Source organism: Streptomyces albidoflavus, from assembly GCF_000719955.1.
GTDB lineage: Bacteria > Actinomycetota > Actinomycetes > Streptomycetales > Streptomycetaceae > Streptomyces > Streptomyces albidoflavus.
In genome coordinates this window covers 117309-136526 of sequence record NZ_JOII01000027.1, presented here as the reverse complement: position 1 = coordinate 136526, position 19218 = coordinate 117309, and the positions used below count along the sequence as shown (strand labels likewise).

Sequence of the window (19218 nt, the reverse complement as noted above, 5' to 3'; positions counted from 1 at the left end):
GGAGCCCTGTCCGGGGTGTGAGAAGAAGCGCAGGTCATGGAGGGCCGCGAGCGGGGCGGGGCAGGCCGCGTACGGTTATCGTACGGATGTTCGAAACCTGGTCTATGGTGGAGGGCGGGGGTGAGTGGAAGCCAAGATTCCGGAGGTGTGCGCGGTGGGGTTCACGCATCTGCACACCGTCTCGGGGTACTCCCTGCGGTACGGCGCCTCGCACCCCGGGCTCCTCGCCGAGCGCGCCGCCGAACGCGGCATGGACGCCGTCGCCCTCACCGACCGGGACACCCTCGCCGGAGCCGTCCGCTTCGCCAAGGCCGCCGCCACCGCCGGGGTCCGGCCCCTCTTCGGCGTCGAACTCGCCGTCGGCGAGCGCCCCCGCCCGCAGGGCCGGGTCCCGGTGCGCGGCGGCGCCTTCATCGACGAGTCCGCCGCCCGCGTCACCTACCTCGCCCGGGACGGCGCCACCGGCTGGGCCACCCTCTGCCGCCTGGTCACCGCCGCCCACGCGGCCGGCACCGACCAGCCCCTGCTGCCCTGGCGGGAGAACCACGGCGAGGGCGTCACCGTCCTGCTCGGCCCCGCCTCCGACGTCGGCCGCGCCCTCGCCGCCGGCCGCCCCGACCGGGCCGCGCGGCTCCTCGCCCCTTGGCGCGAGGTGTACGGCGACGCGCTCCGCCTGGAAGCCGTCCACCACGGGCTGAGCGGCACCGGCCCCGGCTCGCTCCGCCTCGCCGCCCGCACCGTCGGCTTCGCCGCCGACCAGGGCGTCCCCGCCGTCCTCACCAACGCCGTCCGCTACGCCGACCCCGGCTCCGGCCCGGCCGCCGACGTCCTGGACGCCGCCCGCCGGCTGGTCCCGGTCGACCCGCGCCGGGGCCTGGACAGCGGCGAGCGGTGGCTGAAGGACGCCGCCGCCATGGCCCGTACCGCCGAGCGGATCGCCGAGGCCGCCGGGCTCGGGCCCGAGGGCGCCGCCCGGCTCCTCGCCGAGACCCGCCGCACCGCCGACGCCTGCCTCGTCGACCCCGAGGACGACCTCGGCATCGGCGCGGTCCGCTTCCCCGAGGCCGCGCTGGTGGGCGCCGGGCGCCGCACCGCGCAGCGGGTGCTCGCCTCCCGGGCCGCCGCCGGCATGGTCCGCCTGGGCCACGACCGGAAGGCCGCGTACTGGGACCGGCTCCACCACGAGCTGGACATCATCGGCCACCACGGCTTCGCCACGTACTTCCTCACCGTCGCCCAGGTCGTCGACGACGTCCGCGACCTCGGGGTACGGGTCGCCGCCCGGGGCTCCGGCGCCGGCTCCCTCGTCAACCACCTGCTCGGCATCGCCCACGCCGACCCGGTCGAGCACGGGCTGCTCATGGAACGGTTCCTCTCCAAACGCCGGGCCGTCCTGCCCGACATCGACATCGACGTGGAGTCCGCCCGCCGCCTGGAGGTCTACCGGGCGATCCTCGGCCGCTTCGGCGCCGAACGGGTCGCCACCGTCGCCATGCCCGAGACCTACCGGGTCCGGCACGCCGTACGCGACGTGGGCGCCGCCCTGTCCATGGACCCCGCCGACATCGACCGCATCGCCAAGGCGTTCCCGCACATCCGGGCCCGGGACGCCCGCGCGGCCCTCGCCGAACTGCCCGAACTGAAGCAGATCAACGAGGAGTTCGGCGGCCGCGACCGGCTCTGGCAACTGGTCGAGGAGCTGGACGCGCTGCCGCGCGGGGTCGCCATGCACCCGTGCGGCGTCCTTCTCTCCGACGCCTCCCTCACCGCCCGCACCCCCGTCGTCCCCACCAGCGGCGAACAACTGCCGATGTCCCAGTTCGACAAGGAGGACGTGGAGGACCTCGGCCTGCTCAAACTCGACGTGCTCGGCGTCCGTATGCAGTCCGCGATGGCCCACGCCACCGCCGAGGTCGAACGCGCCACCGGCGAACCCCTCGATCTCGACCGCCAGGCCGACCCGGCCCTCGCCGACCCGGCCACCTACGCGCTGGTCCGCTCCGCCGAGACCCTCGGCTGCTTCCAGATCGAGTCGCCCGGACAGCGCGACCTGGTCGGACGGCTCCAGCCGGACAGCTTCCACGACCTGGTCGTGGACATCTCGCTGTTCCGCCCCGGCCCGGTCGCCGCCGACATGGTCCGCCCCTTCATCGAGGCCCGGCACGGCCGCGCCCCCGTCCGCTACCCCCACCCCGACCTGGAGGACGCCCTGCGCGACACCTACGGCGTCGTCGTCTTCCACGAGCAGATCATCGAGATCGTCTCCGTCCTCACCGGCTGCGGCCGCGACCGCGCCGACCAGGTCCGCCGCGCCCTCTCCGACCCCGACGCCCAGGGCCGGCTACGCGTCTGGTTCGCCCAGCACGCCGCCGCCCGCGGCTACACCGCCGAGGTGATCGCCCGTACCTGGGAGATCGTCGAGGCGTTCGGCAGCTACGGCTTCTGCAAGGCGCACGCCGTCGCCTTCGCCGTCCCCACCTACCAGTCGGCCTGGCTCAAGGCCCACCACCCGGCCGCCTTCTACGCCGGGCTGCTCACCCACGACCCGGGCATGTACCCCAAGCGGCTGCTGCTCGCCGACGCCCGCCGGCGCGGGGTGCCCGTGCTGCCGCTCGACGTGAACCGGTCCGGCACCACCCACCGGATCGAACTGGTGTCCGGTGACGGGGAGCGGCCCGGCCGGTGGGGCGTCCGCCTCGCCCTCAGCGACGTGCACGGCATCAGTGAGGCCGAGGCCGCCCGGATCGAGGAGCACGCCCCCTACACCTCGCTCCTCGACTTCTGGCAGCGCGCCCGGCCCGGCCGCCCCGTCGCCGAACGGCTCGCCCAGGTCGGGGCGCTCGACGCGTTCGGCGCCAACCGCCGCGACCTCCTGCTCCACCTCACCGAACTCCACCGGGGCCGCCCGCGCGGCGCCGCCGCCCAGCCCACCCTGCTCGGCGCCGACTCCGCGCCCGGCGCCCGCCGCGTCCCCTCCGCCGGACTGCCCGACCTGGACGAGACCGAGCGGCTCAGCGCCGAACTGGGCGTCCTCGGCATGGACGCCTCCCGCAACCTCATGGACGACCACCGCGACTTCCTCGAAGAGCTGCGGGTCACCTCCGCCCGGTCGCTGCGCGGCGCCTCGCACGGCAGCACCGTGCTGGTGGCCGGCGCCAAGGTTGCCACCCAGACCCCGCCGGTCCGCTCCGGCCGCCGGGTCGTCTTCACCACCCTCGACGACTCCACCGGCCTGGTCGACCTCGCCTTCTTCGACGACAGCCACGAGGCGTGCGCCCACACCGTCTTCCACTCCTGGCTGCTGCTGGTCCGCGGCACGGTGCAGCGCCGGGGCGCGCGCAGCCTCAGCGTGGTCGGCACCGCCGCCTGGAACCTCGCCGACCTCATCGAACTCCGCCGCGAACAGGGGCTGGAGGCGGTCGCCGCCCACCTCGCCGCCGACCCGGACCAGAGCCCCGGGGCCGCGCCCGGCCGCCGCATCCGGATGAGCACCGGCTACGAGATGAACGCCTGGGCCGACCTCCGCCCGGCCGGCCCCGGCCCCGACGCCACCGGGACCCCGCCCGCCCCCGCCGGGATCACCCGCCCCGAGACCGCCGGGAACGGGCGGCTGTGGCACCGCAGCCAGGGGAGCGCCGGATGATCCTCTGCATCAGGTTCCGCCTGGGCGCGGAGCGCGAAGCCCTCCTGCCGGAGCTGGCCCGGCTCGCCGAGGACGTCAGCCCCCTCGTCCAGGCCGTACCGCCCGACACCCTCCTGGTCGACGTGCGCGGCGCGCTGCGCTACTTCGGGCAGGACGCCGAGCGCCTCGCCTCCGTCCTGCGGGTCCGCGCCCTCGCCCACACCGGGACCGCCTGCACCATCGGCGTCGCCGGCAACCCGCTGCTGGCCCGGATGGCCGCCCGGCAGGCCGAGCCCGGCACCACCCTGCTGGTCCCCGACACCCCCGAGGCCGTCGCTGGCTTCCTCCACCCGCGCCCGGTCGTCGCCCTGCCCGGCGTGGGCCCCGGCACCGCCCGTACCCTCTGCGCCTACGGCCTGGACACCGTCGGCCGCCTCGCCGCCGCCCCGCTCGGCACCCTCCAGCGGCTCACCACCGCCCGGACCGGGCGCGAACTGCACGAGAAGGCCCGCGGCATCGACCGGACCCCGGTCGTCCGCAACGCCGCCGCCCAGTCGCTCGCCGCCGAACGGCTCTTCGGCCGCGACGAACTGGACCGCGACTCCCAGCGCCGCGCCCTGCTCTCCCTCACCACCGAACTGGGACTCCGGATGCGCGGCACGGACCAGGTGACCCGGGCACTGGCCCTGACCGTCCGCTACGCCGACCGCTCCACCACCACCCGCAGCCGCACCCTTCCCGAACCGACCGCCCACACCACCGCCCTCACCGCCACCGCCTACGCCCTCCACGACGCCCTCGGCCTCCAGCGCGCCCGGGTCCGCGCCCTCGCCCTGCGCGCCGAGGGCCTCACCCCCGCCGAACACGCCGCCCACCAGCTCACCTTCGACCCCACCGACGAGAAACTCCACCGCCTGGAAGCCGCCGCCGACCGCGCCCGCGCCCGCTTCGGCCCGGGGGCGGTCCTGCCGGGGACGCTGGCGGCGTGAGACGAGGCCGGGCCGTGGTCCGCCTCGGGCACGCACGTACGGAACGGGCACGCGGCTGACGCGCCACCAGTTTTTACCGGCACGTAACTTCCCTCCGGCCGCTACTCCTGCGTAACTTGACCGGAGCACGACACCTCGTGATCCGGATCACAGGGCTGCCCCGACCCGAACCCCACCCGCGTCGCAAGGAGTCCGTCCCATGCTGCCCTGGAAGAGATGGCTGCGCCCGCTCGCCGCCCTCGCCCTCACCGCCGCCGCGGTGCTCACCCCCGCCGCCACCGCCTCCGCCGCCCCCACCGCACAGGCCACGGCGAGCAGCGGCTGGAACGACTACAGCTGCAAGCCGTCCGCCGCGCACCCCCGCCCGGTCGTCCTGGTCCACGGCACCTTCGCCAACTCCGTCGACAACTGGCTGGTGCTCGCGCCGTACCTGGTCAACCGGGGCTACTGCGTCTTCTCGCTCGACTACGGACAACTGCCCGGCGTGCCCCTCATCCACGGCCTCGGCCCGATCGACAAGTCGGCCGAGCAGCTGCGGGACTTCGTCGACAAGGTGCTCGCCGCCACCGGCGCCCCCGAGGCCGACCTGGTCGGCCACTCGCAGGGCGGCATGATGCCCCGCCACTACCTCAAGTTCCTCGGCGGCGCCGACAAGGTGAACGCCCTGGTCGGCATCGCCCCCGACAACCACGGCACCACCCTGCTCGGCCTCACCAAGCTCCTGCCGCACTTCCCCGGCGCCGAGAAGTTCCTGAACGACAAGACCCCCGCCCTCGCCGACCAGATCGCCGGCTCGCCCTTCCTCACCCGGCTCAACGAGGGCGGCGACACGGTGCCGGGCGTCCAGTACACCGTCATCGCCACCCGTTACGACCAGGTCGTCACGCCCTACCGGAGCCAGTACCTGGACGGGCCGAACGTCCGCAACGTGCTGGTCCAGGACCTCTGCCCGGTCAACATCTCCGAGCACGTCGCCATCGGCACCATCGACCGCATCGCCTTCCACGAGGTGGCCAACGCCCTCGACCCGGCCAACGCCACCCCGACCAACTGCGGCTCCGTCATCAACTGACCCCGCCGCCCCCGCACACCCCGAAGGGCCGCCACCGCTCCCCGGCCAGGGAGACGGCGACGGCCCTTCGGCCCGTCAGGGCAGGTGGGGTGAGGCGGAACGCGCGGGCGGCGTCAGTGACGGGAGCCGACCGCGCGGCGGCGGGCCGAGGCGAAGAGGAAGGCGGCGCCGAGGGCGAGCGCGCCCGCACCGCCGATCGCCACGTACGGGGTGACGCTGTCGCCGCCGGTCTCGGCGAGGTTCCCGGCGGCCGCCGGCTTCTCCTCGACGGCGGCGCCGGCCGCGCCCTTCGCCTCGGGGGCGTTGTTCTCGCCGGCGGCCTCGTGTCCCTCGTGGCCCTCGCCGTGCGCGGCGGCCGCCGCCTTCTCCTCGGCGGTGTCCCCGCCGTGGCCCTCGTGGGAGACGGTGGACTTCTCCGTGCCCGAGGCGATCTGCTCCTCGGTGGGCGCCTCGGCCGCCGGTGCGCCCGCCGCACCGCCGCCGAAGACCACGTCCGAGCAGGTGTAGAACGCTTCGGGGCTGTCCGAGCGCTGCCACACGCTGTAGACGAGGTGGCGCCCGGTCCGCTCGGGGACGGTGCCCTCGAAGACGTACTCGCCGCCGGTCGCCTGCGGCTGCTCGGCGGTGGCGAAGGGCTTCTCCTCCAGGTCCGACCAGTTCAGCGGCTTCGCCGGGTCGTACCCCTCCTTCGTCAGGTACAGCTCGATGGTGCCCGCGTGCGGGGCGGTCGCCCGGTAGCGGAAGGTGTGCTTGCCCGCGCTCAGCGGCGAGGAGGGCCAGTCGGCGCGCGGCAGGTCCAGGCCCTGGTACTTCTCGCGGCCCGCGCTGCACAGCTTGCCGTCGGGGACGACCTCGCGGTGGCGGCCCGCCACGTCCGGGAGGTTGACCTCGTTCCAGTCGTAGAACGCCTGCGCGCCGCTTGCGGCGACCGCGGCCTTGCAGGCGTCGGACGACGGGCTCTCCGGCCCCTCCGCGTAGCAGGCCGAGACCCGGCTGACCGGGTCCGTCATCGTGCCGTGCGCCCCGGCCGGGGAAGCGCCGAGCACGGTCAGCGCCAGCGGGACGGCGAGCAGGGCGGCGGTCCTGGCGGCGGTGCGGCGAACGGTCATGGGCGGGCTCCTCGCAGGGTCGTCGATCGGGTGCGGCCCGGTCACCCGGGACCTCGGCCGCCACCGAAAACTAGCCTCCCGACCAGCCCGTTCCACCCGGAAATCCGCCCGGGGGCCGATCCTTATGGTCCTCTTAAGATCGCGCTAAGCGGCCCATCGGACGGGAGCCCACACCACCCTCAACGGGCCGTCAGCTCCGTCAGCCGCCCGGCCCGCGCCCGCTCCTCCAGCGCGTCCAGCGCCGCCCAGGCCGCCGCGGCCGCCACCGGGTCGCTCCGCTCCAGACCGCTCGCCGCGAACTCGTCCTCGTCCAGCCGCAGCACCTCGCCGCCGTCGGCCGGGACCCACAGGTCCAGGTCGAGGTCCTCCACCACCAGCACGCCGTCCGCCAGACCGGCCGGGCGGGTCACGTCGCAGTACCAGCCCTTCAGGGCGCCCGCGGCGTCCCGCACCTCCTTCACCGCGTACCAGCGGCTCCGCCAGAAGTGCTCGGTGAACACGTCCCCCGGCTCGAACCGCACGAAGCCGAAGTCCCGCACCCCCTCGCCCGCCCACGGCGCGCGCACGGTGACCCGCTCCCCGTCGTCGGCCAGCAGGTGCGCCGGGTACGTGATCTTGGTGCGGCCGTGCTTGACCAGCCGTACGCCGACCGTGCCGGCGGACGGGGCGTCAGCCCAGCTCGCGGACATGGCGTACCTCCGTCGCGCAGATCTCGTAGCCGAACTTGCGGTTGACGGCGAGCATCGGGGCGTTCTCCGCGTCGTTCCCGGTGAACGCCTCCCGCAGGCCGGCCGCCCGCGCCTTGTGGAGCGTGGCGGTCTTCGCCAGGCTCGCCAGCCCCCGCCCCCGGTACTCCCGCAGCGTCCCGGTCATCGCCGAGGACATCCGGCTCACCCCGTCGGTCACCACCGCGCTGAACGCCACCGGCCGCCCGTCCACCAGCGCCAGCGTGGCCAGCTCCCGGGACTGGCAGGGGTGGCCCCAGGTCGACTCCAGCCACTCGGCGTAGTCGTCCAGCTCGGCGCCGACGTCACTCGGCTCGTCGGCGGTCACCGCCGCGTCCAGCTCGAAGACCGGACGCGGATCGTCGGCGAAGGCCGTGCAGTCCACCAGCTCCACCCCGGCCGGCACCTCGGGCAGCGGCGGCAGCGGGGCCGTCAGGTCGAGCCGCAGGAAGTGGGCCGGGCGGCGCGCGGCGTAGCCGTGGCGCCCGGCGTAGGCGAGGCTCTCCTCGTCGCCCAGCACCCAGCTGTAGGCACGCTCCGCGCCCACCTCGCGCAGATACGCCTCGGCCGCCGCCACCAGCGCGGTACCCGCGCCCCGGCCCCGCCGGTCCGGGCGGACGTAGGTGTTGACGTAGGCGTTGCCCGGGGTCGGGCTCTCGTGGGCCAGCCCCGTCTGGCAGCGGCCGACCACCTCGCCGTCCACCTCAGCCACCAGCAGGCGCTGCCGGGCCGCCTCGGCGGTGTGCTCCCGCTCCCACACCTGCGCCTCGGCCGTGGTCAGCAGGGGCGGGATCGCCTCCCGCAGCACCCGTACGACCGCTTCCGCGTCGTCGGGCCGGAAATCTCTCACCGTGATCGTCATGCGCGTGACGCTAGGTCCTGGCGGTCCCCCGAGTCGCGTCAATTTCCGTACGCCCGGCGTCCCTCGCGCGGCGGCCCCGGTACGCGGCCGCCCTGGCCGGAGCCCGCAGCACCGGCCCGCTCCCGGCCCTCCACGCCGTACCGGCGGAGCGTCACCGGTACGGGACAATCGCCGCGTGACAGCCGACGACATCCACATCGAGATCGACCCCCGCGACCCCACCGCCCCCTACGAGCAGGTGCGGGCCCGCCTCTCCGAACTGGCCCGCTCCGGCGCCCTGCCCGTCGGGCACCGGCTGCCGACCGTGCGCGGCCTCGCCGAACGCCTCGGCATCGCCGCCAACACCGCCGCCAAGGCGTACCGGGCACTGGAGGCCGACGGGGTGATCGAGACCCGCGGCCGCAACGGCACCTTCGTGGCCGCGGCCGGGGAGGCCGCCGACAAGGAGGCCGCGGCGGCGGCCGCCGCCTACGCGCAGCGGGCGCGGCGGCTCGGCCTAGACGCCGAGAGCGCCCGCACCGCCGTCGAGGAGGCGCTGCGGGCCGCCTACCGCACCCGCTGACGGGCCGGGGCGCCAGCCTGACGCGCCGTCAGGACCGGCGCCCCGCCTCGACAGGTACAGCCCTCACAGGTACCGCCCTCACAGGTACAGCCCCGCGTCGGCCCCCGCGCGCTGGTCGGGCAGGTCGGTCGGTCCGGTCCCGCGCCGCAGCGCGTACAGCTCGGCGAGGGTGGCGCCCTCCCGGCCGACGCCCTCGGAGGTGCCGAGCCAGGAGACCGCCTCGTCGCGGGTGAGCCCGCCCACCTCGATCCGGGCCAGACAGCGGCCGGGCCGCACCACGGCGGGGTGCAGCCGCTCCAGCGGCTCGTTGGTGGTGACGCCGACCAGCACGTTGCGGCCCTGGCCGAGCAGGCCGTCGGTGAGGTTGAGCAGCCGGGACAGGGCCTGGCCCGTCGAGCTCTTCGCCTCGCCCCGGATCAGCTCGTCGCAGTCCTCCAGGAGCAGCAGCCGCCAGCGGGCCTCGCCGTCGCCGCCGTCCTCGCCGATGGCGATGTCCATCAGGTAGCCGACGTCGGAGAAGAGCCGCTCCGGGTCGAGGACGCAGTCCACCTGGCACCAGTCCCGCCACGACCGCGCCAGCGTGCGCAGCGCCGAGGTCTTCCCCGTGCCGGGCGGACCGTGCAGCAACAGCAGCCGCCCCGCCACCTCGTCCGGCGTGGTCTTCATCAGCCCGTCCATCGCCTCGGCGACCGGCGCCGTGTAGTTGCCCCGTACCTCCTCCCAGGTCCCGGCGCTGATCTGCCGGGTGGTGCGGTACGGGCCGCGCCGCGGCGAGAGGTACCAGAACCCCATCGCCACGTCCTCGGGCTGCGGGTCCGGCTCGTCCTCCGCGCCGTCCAGGGTCTTCCTGACCAGGTCGGCGGCGAGTTCGGGGCTGGTCGCGGTCACGGTCAGCTCGCAGCCCCGGGTCCACCGGGAGACGAGCATGGTCCAGCCCTCGCCCTCGGCCAGCACCCGGCCCCGGTCGCCGTCCTTCACCGTACGGACCACGGTGGCGCCGTCCGGCAGCTCGGGGGCGCCGGGCTTCAGCTTCTCCACCGTCCCGCTGTGCGCGTACGCCTGCTCGCCGGTGGCGAACCGGGAGAGGAACAGGGCGTCCACCACGTCGACCGGGGAGCAGTCCCCGTCGAGGTTGAGCCGGGTCTCCAGCAGCCCGGCCAGCGGGGCGGGAAGGGTGTCCGGCGTGCGGGCGGGGGTGGGCGTCGTCGTCTCGATCGGGGTCTCCTGGTGCTCGGCCATGTCCGCCATGGTCGGCGAGCGCGGGCCCGGAACGCACGCGGTTTTCCCCGCACCCCGCCCCACCTGAGCGGCGACGGCGTGTCGCGGGCCGGCTTCCCGGTTTCCCGGTTTCCCGGCGGAACCGGTGCCACCGCCCGGCGCGCTGCCTACCCTGGAGGCGATGCGAGACCACGAGGGGCGGCGCGCCGCGGCCGGCCGGAGGCGCCTGGCGCTCCTGGCCGCCGCCCTCGCCCTCGCCCTCCTGCTCCTCGCCGCCTGTTCCGGCGGCCCGCCCGACGACCCGGCCCCGCCCGCCGAGCTGGGCTGGGGCTTCACCCACACCCAGCACAGCGCCGACGCGGGCGAGGACCGGGCGGTGCGCCGGGCCCGCACGACCCTGGAGGGCACCGGCCTGCCACAGGTCCAGCACCTGATGGGCTGGGGCTCCGCCAACCCCGAACCCCGGCCCGGTACGTACGACTTCGCCGCGATGGACCGCCGGATCGCGCTCGCCGAGGAGACCGGGGCCACCCCCGTGATCACCCTGTGCTGCGCGCCCGACTGGATGAAGGGCGGGAGGGAGGGGCGCACCGACTGGAGCACCCGGTCCCTGGAACGCGCCCCCGACCCCGAGCACTTCGCCGACTTCGCCGAGCTCGCCGCGACCACCGCCCGCCGCTACCCCCAGGTCCGCCACTACCTCGTCTGGAACGAGTTCAAGGGCTTCTGGAACGAGGCCGAGGGCCGCTGGGACCACGAGGGCTACACCGAGCTGTACAACCAGGTCCGCCGCGCCCTCAAGGAGGTCGACCCCGCCCTCCGCGTCGGCGGCCCCTACCTCGTCATGGACAGTTTCCCGCCCGGCCGCACCGAGGGCGCCTCCCGCGAGGTGCGCGGCGACTGGGGCGCGCTCGACCGGCGGACCGTGGACGCCTTCCGGTACTGGAACCGGCACAAGGACGGTGCCGACTTCGTGGTGGCCGACGGCTCCAGCTACACCACCGACGGCGAGCTGGTCCCGGACGCCTTCGCCGCCACCGCCAAGTTCACCGACGTCGGCCGCTGGGTCCGCGAGGAGACCGGCGGGCTCCCGCTCTGGTGGGCCGAGTACTACGTCGAACCCGGCGACGCCGACGACCAGCGCGCCGGCTGGCCCGAACCCCGCCGCCGCGCCGTCCACGCCGCCGGCCTCGCCGCCCTCGCCCGGGGCGGCGCCACCACCGCCTTCTACTGGAACCCCGAACGCACCACCACCCCCTGCCCCGGCTGCCTCTGGCGCCCCACCCACCTCCCCGACGGCGGCACCCCGCTGCCCATGCTCGACCTCCTGGCCCGCTTCCAGCGCGAGTTCGGCCCGGGCACCCGCTTCACCTCCGTCCCCGGCGACACGTCCCCCGGCCTCACCGTCCTCGCCGACGACCACGCCACCCTGATCGTCAACCACCGCCCCACCGCCCGGACGGTACGCGTCGCCGGGGCCCGGGTGCGGCTGGAGGCGTACGAGGTCAGGTGGCTGGAGCGGGGGTGAGCGACGGAGTCCGTCCCCTGCCGTCCGGCGGTGGCCGTTGTGTGAAAGATGGGCAGGTGCCGGGACGGGGTCACCTGCGCCGGCCTTAGGGTGACTGTCTGTCAACACGTGGTGATGCGCGCTCCACCGTCAAGGGAGCCCGCCCGCCACCCGAAACCTGAGGACCATGTCAGAACTCTCCTTCGAACTGCGGCGGTCCGCCAACACGGTGACCTCGCGGGAACAACGCCACGTCGCCTTCTGGGGCGGGACCGTGGGGCAACTGGGTGCGGTCGAGCTGGTCGTGCCCGCGCTGGAGGTCATTCCGGTGGGAGACCGGGAGACCGGTGGTGCGGCGGTGACGGGGGAGAGCGTGCCTCCATCGTCGTTCACCGGGCTCGCCTACGGCGGACGTCCCCGTCTGGCGCGGGGCCGCCTCCAGGTGGCCGGCCAGGAAGCCGCGCTGTCGCGCGGCTCCTGGCGGACCAGCCGTGAGGGCCGTGCCCTGCGCATCCGCGTGGTGGGGCGGGAGTACCACTACCAGGAACGCGGCAACCGCCGGCACCACGTGCTGGAACGGGCGGGCGCGCGGGTCGAGATGACGCGGTCGAGCGCGTCGCTCGCCTCCGAGACCCTGCGCGGGACGGCGGGCGGCGCGGTGGACTCGGTCGACCTCAGCCTCGCCATCCTCCTCGAAGGCGTCTACACCCGGAACCTCTCCCTGCGGGGCGCGCTCATCTCCGCACCGGGACGCCTCCTCGACCGGCTCGGCGGCTGACACCGGTTCGGCGTACCGAGGGGTGGCCGCCACGGGAGGGAAATCCCGTGGCGGCCACCCTGCTCTGCTCGTAGGCTCCGGTCATGGCACTCGACCAGGCACTCGTGGACGCCGCACGTGACCAGCTCGACCGGCGTTGGCCAGCCGGCGAGGACGGCGGCGCGGCGGCCGTGCGGCTCGCCGACGGGCGGGTGCTGACCAGCGTCGGGCTGGACAACCTCAACATGAGCGTGACGCTCTGCCACGAGACGGGCGCCCTGATCCAGGCGTACACCCTGGACGTCGCCGTCACCGCGACCGTCTGCCTCTGCCGCGACCGGGAGCGGGGCCGCGTGCTGGTCCTGCCGCCCTGCGGCATCTGCCAGGAGCGGCTGGCGCTCTGGGGACCCGAGGTGGAGGCGGCCGTGCCGGACGACACCGCTCCCGGGGGCTGGCGCGCCGTCACCCTCGCCGGGCTGAACCCCCACTACTGGGGCCCGGCCTTCACCGCCGACGGCACCTGGCCCACGCAAGCCGCCCACAGCTCCTGACGCCACCCGGCCGCCTCAGGCCAGTGTCCAGAAGCGGTGCACCAGTGCGCTCACCGTCACCAGCAGCAGCGGTACCGCGAACCAGAACAGGGCGCGGACCGCCGGGGAGGGCGGGGCGTCGGGAGCCGCGCGGAGGCGGAGGAACTCCCGTGCGCCCAGCAGGAGGACGAGCAGGCCGGCCGACAGCGCGCCCAGGACCGACCACGGTGTCCAGGTGACCGTCGGCCCCGGCGGTCCGGGCGTGGCCGCCTCCGGCATGCCCGGCGGCGCCTCGCGCAGCGCGTACACGGCGGCGTCGGCGTTGCGCACCACCGGGACCAGGTCGTCGCGGGCGTCCAGGGTGGCGAGGAGCCGCCGCTCCCAGCTCGTCGAGTAGCCGGCGTCCAGCTCCAGGTAGGCGGACTGGCCGCGGCCCACGATCAGGTACGAGACCGGGCCCGCCTCGCGCAGGGCCTCGGCCAGCGGGCCGGCCAGGACCGGGTCGCGGGGGGCCTGGGTGGGGACGTAGCGGACGCGTTCCATCGCCCGGGAGCCCCAAGGCAGGGCGGGGGTGACGCTCTCCTCCGGGTCCTCGCTGAGCCAGAGCAGGCGCACGGTCGGGTCGGCCTGGGCATGGACCCACTCCATCGCGGCGACCTCGCCGGGCCGTACCCGTTCGAACGCCTCGTTGCCCCAGCGGGCCACCAGGAAGCCGCCGACCAGGACCAGCCCGGCCAGCAGGGCCGCCAGCGGGGCCAGGGAGACCCGGTCCCAGGCCCGTTCCCTCTCGCTCGTCCCGGCGCGGGGGAAGAAGGCGAGGGCCGCCAGCAGGGCCGCGCCCGGGAGGGCGAAGAGGAAGACCCGCAGCGCCATCTCCCCGCCGTACGCCTGGAGGGCGAACCCGGCGGCCGGGACGAACGCCAGGACCGGCAGGGCCCGTTCGCGGTACCCGGCCTCCCTCCTGCGCCACCAGCCCCAGCAGGCCAGGGCCATGACGAGCCCGGCCAGCGCCACCCGGGAGTACAGCACGAGCTGGTGGGTGGCGGAGCCGCCCTCGATGCGGCCGGAGACAGAGGAGGTGACGTTGGCGCCCAGGCCGCCGATGCCGCCGAAGAGTTCGTCGAAGTGGCCGGACCAGTAGGGCTCGGCGAGGAAGCAGACCCAGCCCACCGCCACCACCCCGAGGAGCATCGGCAGCCCGCGCAGGGCGCACCGGCCGAGCACCACCAGGACCGTCACCACGCCCAGCATCACGAAGGGCGTCAGCTGGTGGGCGGGGACGGCGGCGGCGAAGAGCGCCAGCGCCACCCCGAGCAGCACCGCCCGCCGCCCGGGCAGCGCGTCCGGCGGCGCCTCCGCACCCGGCAGCATCCCGCCGGACGGCGCCGAGGGCGCCAGGAACCACCGCAGCAGCAGCGCCGCGAAGGCCAGGTACAGCAGGTACGTGAAGCTCTGCGGGGAGAAGTAGTCCTGCCCCACCCAGCTGCTCAGCGCGAAGAACCAGACCCCGCACCAGCGCGCCCGCCACCCCGCCCGCACCGACCGTGCCAGCAGCGCCAGCGGGACCAGGGCCAGCAGGTTCACCGCCAGGGGCCACCAGCGCACCACCTCCGCCAGCTGGGCGGGATCGGTGACGCCGCACGCGCGCAGCACGAAGGCGGCCGCCGCGAAGAACCCGGGCCAGCTCCACCGCGCGTCCAGCGCCGGGGCCGAACCGCCGGTCCGGTCCAGGTACTCCAGGAAGCCGAGGTGCTGCCAGGCGGTGGCGAACCGGGGCTGCTCCTCGACCACGGCGGGCAGCGCGTGGAGCGAGACCACCGTCGCCACCAGGACCAGGCCGAGCAGGAGGCGCTGCGGGCGGGAGGGCCAGAGCAGCGCGGCGAACGCCACCACCAGCAGCGCCGCCCCCGCGAAGACGGGCCAGGGCAGGACACCGACCAGGCCGAGACCGCCCATCGCGTCCAGCGCCGCCTCGTCCAGGCCCGGGACCGGCAGCCAGTACAGCGCGAGCCCCGCCGCCAGCAGCACCGCCGGCACCACCGCGCGCAGGCGCGGGCGCCGCCGGGCCGGGGTGACGGGCGCCGTCGCGGGCGGGGCCTCGGGCGCCGGGTCCTTCGCCCAGGCCGGGCGGTGCTCCGCCGCCGGCTTCTCCCGCGCCGCCGTCCCGCCGCTCACCGTCCGCCTCCGCCCGTCGGGGCCGCGCCCTCCGGCGCCGCCCGCACCACCGGGACCAGCCGCACCGCCGCCACCAGCGCGACCACGGCCAGCCCCGCCACCTCCGCCACCCCGGCCCCCACCAGCCCCGCCCGGGGCAGCAGGAGCAGGGTCAGCCCCAGCATCACGACACAGAACACGCCCTGCAGCCAGGCCAGTCCCGAGGTGCGGCTGCGCGCCCGCTCCACGCTGAAGTACACCTCGGTCACCACCCGCAGCAGCGCCCCCACCGCGTACCAGCGCAGCAGCCCGGTCGCCGCCCCGGCGTACTCCGCGCCGAAGACGCCCAGGATGTACGGCGCCCCGAGGAAGAGCACGGCGCAGACCGGCACCATGATGCGGGCCGTCCGCAGCAGCGCCGCCCGCGTGTTGCGGCCCAGCCGCGCCGGGTCGTGGGCGCCCTCCACCGTCAGCGAGGCGCCCATGTTGACGGCGAGCAGGTTGACGGTGCCGCCGATGGTGATCGTCACGTAGAAGTACGCGTTGTCGGCCGGGGAGACCTGGGCGGCCACGATGACCGGCACCAGGTAGACCACGGCCAGGGAGAAGAGCGCGCCCGTGCAGTCGCCGGCCAGGAAGCGGCCCAGTTCGCGCAGGGTGGGCGGCCGGGCCGTGGCCCGGGTCTCGCGTTCGTGGCGCGGCACCAGACGACGCAGCACCAGCCAGCCCAGCGGCACCACGGAGACCGCGATGGCCACCGCCCAGGAGACGAAGACCCCCGCCACCGGCACCGCCCCGGCCAGCACCACCAGCAGGACCAGTTTCACCAGCGAGAAGGCGGTGTTGCCGACCGGCACCCAGACGGCGCTGCGCAGCCCGGTCAGCACCCCGTCCTGGAGGGTCAGCAGCGCCCAGGCCACCACCGCCAGCAGGAAACCGGCGGCCGGCAGCGGACCGTGCAGGAAGGAGTAGGCCGGGCCCCACAGGTCGAGGGTGAGCAGGAAGACCCCGGCCGCCGCGGCGACCAGCAGCGCGCTGCCCGCGTAGGTGCGCCGGACCAGGGTGCCGGTGGCCGCCCCGGAGACCGGCACGAACCGTGCCAGCGCCCCCATCAGGGTGACCGCGGTCAGCCCCGCCAGCAGTTTCATCGCCGCGATGGCGGCCGAGCCGTGGCCGACCGCCTCCTCGGAGTAGTAGCGGGCCGCCGCCACCCAGAAGCCGAGCCCGAGCACGGCCGAGACCCCCGTGTTGACCATCAGGGCGTACGCGTTGCGCAGCAGCGGGGCCCGCCCGGGCGCACCGGCCGGGACAGGTCCCGCCGGTGCGCCGGGACGGGCGGTGCCGGTGTCAGCCACGGGACCGGATCGCCTTCCGCCGGGCCTGCCGGGCGCGCCGCACGACGGCGTACCCCCGGGTCAGGGCGCGGTCCGGGGCGTACGCCCGGGTCAGCGCGCGGCACTCCAGCAGCCGCCCGAACAGCTCCGGCCCCGTCGAACGGCGCACCGTCACCCGCCGCAGCGCGTACGGGCCCTGGGCGCGGCGCGCCGGGACGTTGCCGACCGCCAGCGACTGGGCGTACCCGGCCGCCCGCACCGCCTGCCGCACCCGCCGGTCGGAGTAGCCGAACGGGTAGGCGAACGAGGCGGGCGGCGCGCCGAGTTCGGCACCGACCAGCTCCCGGCAGTACGCCAGCTCGGTGGCGAGGCGGCCGGGGGTGAGCTGGTCGAGCTGCGGGTGGGTGTGGCTGTGGCCGCCGATCTCCACTCCGGCGGCGGCCAGTTCGCGCACCTGCCCCCAGTCGAGCATCCGGTCCGGGGCGCCCCCGGCCTCGTGGAGCCCCCGCAGCCAGCCGGTGGTGACGAACACCGTCGCGGGCAGCGCCAGTTCGGCCAGGACCGGCAGGGCGTGCCGGTGCACCCCCTCGTAGCCGTCGTCGAAGGTGATGAGGACCGGCCGGGGCGGCAGCGGGCGGCCGGTGCGCCACCGGGTGGCGAGCTGGGCGGTGGTGAGCGGGGTGCAGCCGTACGCCGTCACCATCGCCATCTGCTCGGCGAAGGCGTCCGGGGTCACCGAGAGCGCCCGCGTCGCGGCGGCGGGGGAGCGGGTGACGGCGTGGTACATCAGGATCGGCACCGGCTGGTCCTCCGGTCCCCTCGCCCGGCCGTCCGCCTCCCCGGCGGGCGCACGCGCCGCCCTCTCCCGCAGGGCCCCGCCGCCGGGCGGGTACCGGCTGAGCAGGTCGCCGCTCATGACCGTGCCCGGGGAGGACCGTCCGCCGCGTCCGTGGCCGGGGAGATCCCCGGGATGCGCGGCACGGTGAAGGAGGGCGCGTCCGCGCGGCGGGCCCGCCAGGAGCCGGCCAGGTAGCCCCCGGCCGCCGACGCTGTGCCCACCAGGACCGCGCCGGCCCGTGCGGCCCCGCCCCGCCTGCCGCGCAGGGCGTCGGCCAGGCCCCGGGCCACGGCTGCGGGCAGCGCCCGGGTGACGTGCCGGCGCTCGGACGCCAGCCCGTCACCGGCGCCGACGCTGCGCGCCACCAGCGCCTTGGAGAGCCCCTCGGCCCAGGTGCGGGAGCGGAAGTAGGCGAACCGCTCCCGCACCGGCACCACCCGGTGGTGGATGACGGCCCGGTCGTCGACGAGCAGCACCGCGCCGGGCCGGGCCCGCGCCAGACGTACGCAGAACTCGGTCTCCTCCCCGCCCAGCGGCCGCCGCCCGCCGTCGCGGCCGATCCCGAGGGCGAAACCGCCGGCGAGGCCGAAGGCCGAGCGGCGGAACGAGGCGTTCCCGCCGAGCACGTTGCGCACCCGGACCCGCCCGGGCGGATGCCCCCGGTAGGTGCACCCCACCACCCAGTCGAACTCCTCGGGGAACCAGGCCGGCCGCCGCCCCGAGGCCCACCGGGGCAGGGTCCGCCCGCCGACCGCCAGGACCCGGGGGTCGGCGTACCCGGCGGCGAGGTGGCGCAGCCAGTCGGGGTCGGCGACGGCGTCGTCGTCGAGGAAGGCGACCAGGTCGCCCCGGGCCGCGCCGACGCCGGTGTTGCGCCCGGCGGAGAGGCCGCGCGGCCCGTCGTTGGGCAGCACCCGGACCCCGTGCGGACCGTCGGCGAAGTGCCGCTCCAGCCGCTCCAGCAGCACCGGGTGATGGTCGACCACGAGCAGGATCTCCAGCGGCGGCAGCGTCTGGGCGCCCAGCGAGCCGACCGCGTCCAGGATGTCCTGCCAGCGCTCCTCGGTGTGCACGCAGACCACCACCGAGAACCCCTTCGGCACGGCGGTCACGAGGCGCCCCCGAGCGGGGTCACCGACGGGCGGCGCACGCCGCGTGCGCGGGTACGGCCGGAACGTTCGCGCAGGATGACTCGCAGCACCCGCAGCCCGTCGCGGACGGCCCGCAGATTGCTGGCGCCGTGGATGCGCAGGTACTCGTGGCTCGGTATCTCCTGGACCCGCAGCCCGGCCTTGACCACGCGGATGTTCATCAGGGTCTCCACCTCGAACCCGGTGCAGTCCAGGTCGATGCGGTCCAGGCAGTGCCGCCAGAAGGCGTTGTAGCCGTAGCAGAGATCGGTGTAGCGGGCGCCGAACTTGGCGTTGACCACCGCGCACAGGACGCGGTTGCCGAGCTTGCGGACCGGCGTCATGTCGTCGGTGCCGCCGCCGTTGGCGAAGCGCGAGCCCTTGGCGAAGTCGGCGCCGGAGACCAGCGCGGAGACGTAGCTGACGATCTCCGCGCCGTCGGCGGAGCCGTCCGCGTCGACCATGACGATGATCTCGCCGGTGCAGGCGGCGAACCCCGCGATGAGGGCGTCGCCCTTGCCCCTGCCGCGCTGGCGGACCACCTTCACCTCCGGCCACAGCTCCCGGGCGACCTCCACCGTGCGGTCGGTGGAATTCCCGTCGACCAGCACGACCTCATGTATCCAGGCGGGCAGCGTCTTGAACACGTACGGCAGGTTCTCCGCCTCGTTCATGGCCGGAATGACCACGCTCACCGGCGGTGTGATCGCGAGATGCGAGGAGATACGGCGATAGGCGTCCGGAATACGGGCGGTGGCACTGTGCTCCTGGCTGCCGTTGGCCGAAGGCGCGGGCAGCGGGTTCCGGCC

The 19218-nt window shown here is 75.5% G+C and carries 16 protein-coding genes; 7 read left to right on the top strand and 9 right to left on the bottom strand.

Annotated features, from left to right (window positions below):
• The first annotated feature begins 124 nt into the window (after positions 1–124).
• The 3 genes from IF45_RS0123990 to IF45_RS0123980 all read left to right on the top strand — a co-directional run bounded on the left by IF45_RS0123990 (position 125) and on the right by IF45_RS0123980 (position 5683).
• On the top strand, positions 125–3643 hold the full coding sequence (locus tag IF45_RS0123990) for a DNA polymerase III subunit alpha (protein ID WP_015508104.1): 3519 nt from the start codon (positions 125–127) through the stop codon (positions 3641–3643).
• Positions 3640–4611, top strand: coding sequence for a DNA polymerase Y family protein (locus IF45_RS0123985; protein WP_018895416.1), 972 nt, complete (start codon positions 3640–3642; stop codon positions 4609–4611). The genes IF45_RS0123990 and IF45_RS0123985 overlap by 4 nt, the downstream gene beginning before the upstream one ends.
• A gap of 199 nt (positions 4612–4810) precedes the next feature.
• Positions 4811–5683, top strand: coding sequence for an esterase/lipase family protein (locus tag IF45_RS0123980; RefSeq protein WP_003947296.1), 873 nt, complete (start codon positions 4811–4813; stop codon positions 5681–5683).
• Between the two features lie 113 nt (positions 5684–5796).
• On the opposite strand, the gene IF45_RS0123975 is transcribed toward IF45_RS0123980, so the two are convergent.
• The 3 genes from IF45_RS0123975 to IF45_RS0123965 all read right to left on the bottom strand — a co-directional run bounded on the left by IF45_RS0123975 (position 5797) and on the right by IF45_RS0123965 (position 8379).
• Positions 5797–6792 (bottom strand): lytic polysaccharide monooxygenase auxiliary activity family 9 protein, encoded by a 996-nt coding sequence (locus tag IF45_RS0123975; protein WP_030309482.1) that lies wholly within the window; start codon positions 6790–6792, stop codon positions 5797–5799.
• A 179-nt stretch (positions 6793–6971) separates the two neighbouring features.
• The gene (locus IF45_RS0123970; RefSeq protein WP_008409552.1) at positions 6972–7481 is read right to left on the bottom strand and encodes a ribonuclease FAU-1 family protein; all 510 of its coding nucleotides are present in this window, start codon (positions 7479–7481) and stop codon (positions 6972–6974) included.
• A complete protein-coding gene (locus IF45_RS0123965; protein ID WP_010636769.1) occupies positions 7462–8379 on the bottom strand; it encodes a GNAT family N-acetyltransferase in 918 nt (305 codons plus the stop codon). The genes IF45_RS0123970 and IF45_RS0123965 overlap by 20 nt, the downstream gene beginning before the upstream one ends.
• 175 nt (positions 8380–8554) lie before the next feature.
• Here IF45_RS0123965 and IF45_RS0123960 point away from each other — a divergent pair, with 175 nt between their 5' ends.
• The gene (locus tag IF45_RS0123960; protein ID WP_010636767.1) at positions 8555–8941 is read left to right on the top strand and encodes a GntR family transcriptional regulator; all 387 of its coding nucleotides are present in this window, start codon (positions 8555–8557) and stop codon (positions 8939–8941) included.
• A gap of 78 nt (positions 8942–9019) precedes the next feature.
• On the opposite strand, the gene IF45_RS0123955 is transcribed toward IF45_RS0123960, so the two are convergent.
• A complete protein-coding gene (locus tag IF45_RS0123955; RefSeq protein WP_030309480.1) occupies positions 9020–10189 on the bottom strand; it encodes a DUF5925 domain-containing protein in 1170 nt (389 codons plus the stop codon).
• A 151-nt stretch (positions 10190–10340) separates the two neighbouring features.
• Here IF45_RS0123955 and IF45_RS0123950 point away from each other — a divergent pair, with 151 nt between their 5' ends.
• The 3 genes from IF45_RS0123950 (at position 10341) to IF45_RS0123940 (ending at position 12974) form a co-directional block, all read left to right on the top strand.
• Entirely contained in the window at positions 10341–11687 is a 1347-nt protein-coding gene (locus tag IF45_RS0123950; RefSeq protein WP_030309478.1) for a GH39 family glycosyl hydrolase, read from the top strand.
• A gap of 166 nt (positions 11688–11853) precedes the next feature.
• A complete protein-coding gene (locus IF45_RS0123945) occupies positions 11854–12444 on the top strand; it encodes a hypothetical protein (RefSeq protein WP_030309476.1) in 591 nt (196 codons plus the stop codon).
• Positions 12445–12527: 83 nt separating this feature from the next.
• A complete protein-coding gene (locus tag IF45_RS0123940; RefSeq protein WP_030309474.1) occupies positions 12528–12974 on the top strand; it encodes a cytidine deaminase in 447 nt (148 codons plus the stop codon).
• A 15-nt stretch (positions 12975–12989) separates the two neighbouring features.
• Here IF45_RS0123940 and IF45_RS0123935 read toward each other — a convergent pair whose 3' ends face one another.
• From IF45_RS0123935 to IF45_RS0123915, 5 genes are read right to left on the bottom strand one after another with little or no spacing between them, the layout of a single operon-like run.
• Positions 12990–15128 (bottom strand): hypothetical protein, encoded by a 2139-nt coding sequence (locus IF45_RS0123935; protein ID WP_242534391.1) that lies wholly within the window; start codon positions 15126–15128, stop codon positions 12990–12992.
• Positions 15125–16462, bottom strand: coding sequence for a lipopolysaccharide biosynthesis protein (locus IF45_RS0123930; protein ID WP_026047948.1), 1338 nt, complete (start codon positions 16460–16462; stop codon positions 15125–15127). Before IF45_RS0123930 ends, IF45_RS0123935 begins: the two co-directional genes overlap by 4 nt.
• Positions 16455–17357, bottom strand: a complete 903-nt coding sequence (locus IF45_RS0123925; RefSeq protein WP_030309472.1) for a polysaccharide deacetylase family protein — start codon at positions 17355–17357, stop codon at positions 16455–16457. Before IF45_RS0123925 ends, IF45_RS0123930 begins: the two co-directional genes overlap by 8 nt.
• The gene (locus IF45_RS0123920; RefSeq protein WP_030309467.1) at positions 17354–18391 is read right to left on the bottom strand and encodes a glycosyltransferase family 2 protein; all 1038 of its coding nucleotides are present in this window, start codon (positions 18389–18391) and stop codon (positions 17354–17356) included. The genes IF45_RS0123925 and IF45_RS0123920 overlap by 4 nt, the downstream gene beginning before the upstream one ends.
• A complete protein-coding gene (locus IF45_RS0123915; protein ID WP_239965136.1) occupies positions 18388–19134 on the bottom strand; it encodes a glycosyltransferase family 2 protein in 747 nt (248 codons plus the stop codon). The genes IF45_RS0123920 and IF45_RS0123915 overlap by 4 nt, the downstream gene beginning before the upstream one ends.
• Positions 19135–19218: the final 84 nt, after the last annotated feature.

Excerpts from the sequence above, each read along its gene's own strand:
- IF45_RS0123985 (WP_018895416.1), top strand. The coding sequence starts at position 3,640 with ATGATCCTCTGCATCAGGTTCCGCCTGGGCGCGGAGCGCGAAGCCCTC.
- IF45_RS0123980 (WP_003947296.1), top strand. The coding sequence starts at position 4,811 with ATGCTGCCCTGGAAGAGATGGCTGCGCCCGCTCGCCGCCCTCGCCCTC.
- IF45_RS0123975 (WP_030309482.1), bottom strand. The coding sequence starts at position 6,792 with ATGACCGTTCGCCGCACCGCCGCCAGGACCGCCGCCCTGCTCGCCGTC.
- IF45_RS0123970 (WP_008409552.1), bottom strand. The coding sequence starts at position 7,481 with ATGTCCGCGAGCTGGGCTGACGCCCCGTCCGCCGGCACGGTCGGCGTA.
- IF45_RS0123965 (WP_010636769.1), bottom strand. The coding sequence starts at position 8,379 with ATGACGATCACGGTGAGAGATTTCCGGCCCGACGACGCGGAAGCGGTC.
- IF45_RS0123955 (WP_030309480.1), bottom strand. The coding sequence starts at position 10,189 with ATGGCGGACATGGCCGAGCACCAGGAGACCCCGATCGAGACGACGACG.
- IF45_RS0123950 (WP_030309478.1), top strand. The coding sequence starts at position 10,341 with ATGCGAGACCACGAGGGGCGGCGCGCCGCGGCCGGCCGGAGGCGCCTG.
- IF45_RS0123945 (WP_030309476.1), top strand. The coding sequence starts at position 11,854 with ATGTCAGAACTCTCCTTCGAACTGCGGCGGTCCGCCAACACGGTGACC.
- IF45_RS0123940 (WP_030309474.1), top strand. The coding sequence starts at position 12,528 with ATGGCACTCGACCAGGCACTCGTGGACGCCGCACGTGACCAGCTCGAC.
- IF45_RS0123925 (WP_030309472.1), bottom strand. The coding sequence starts at position 17,357 with ATGAGCGGCGACCTGCTCAGCCGGTACCCGCCCGGCGGCGGGGCCCTG.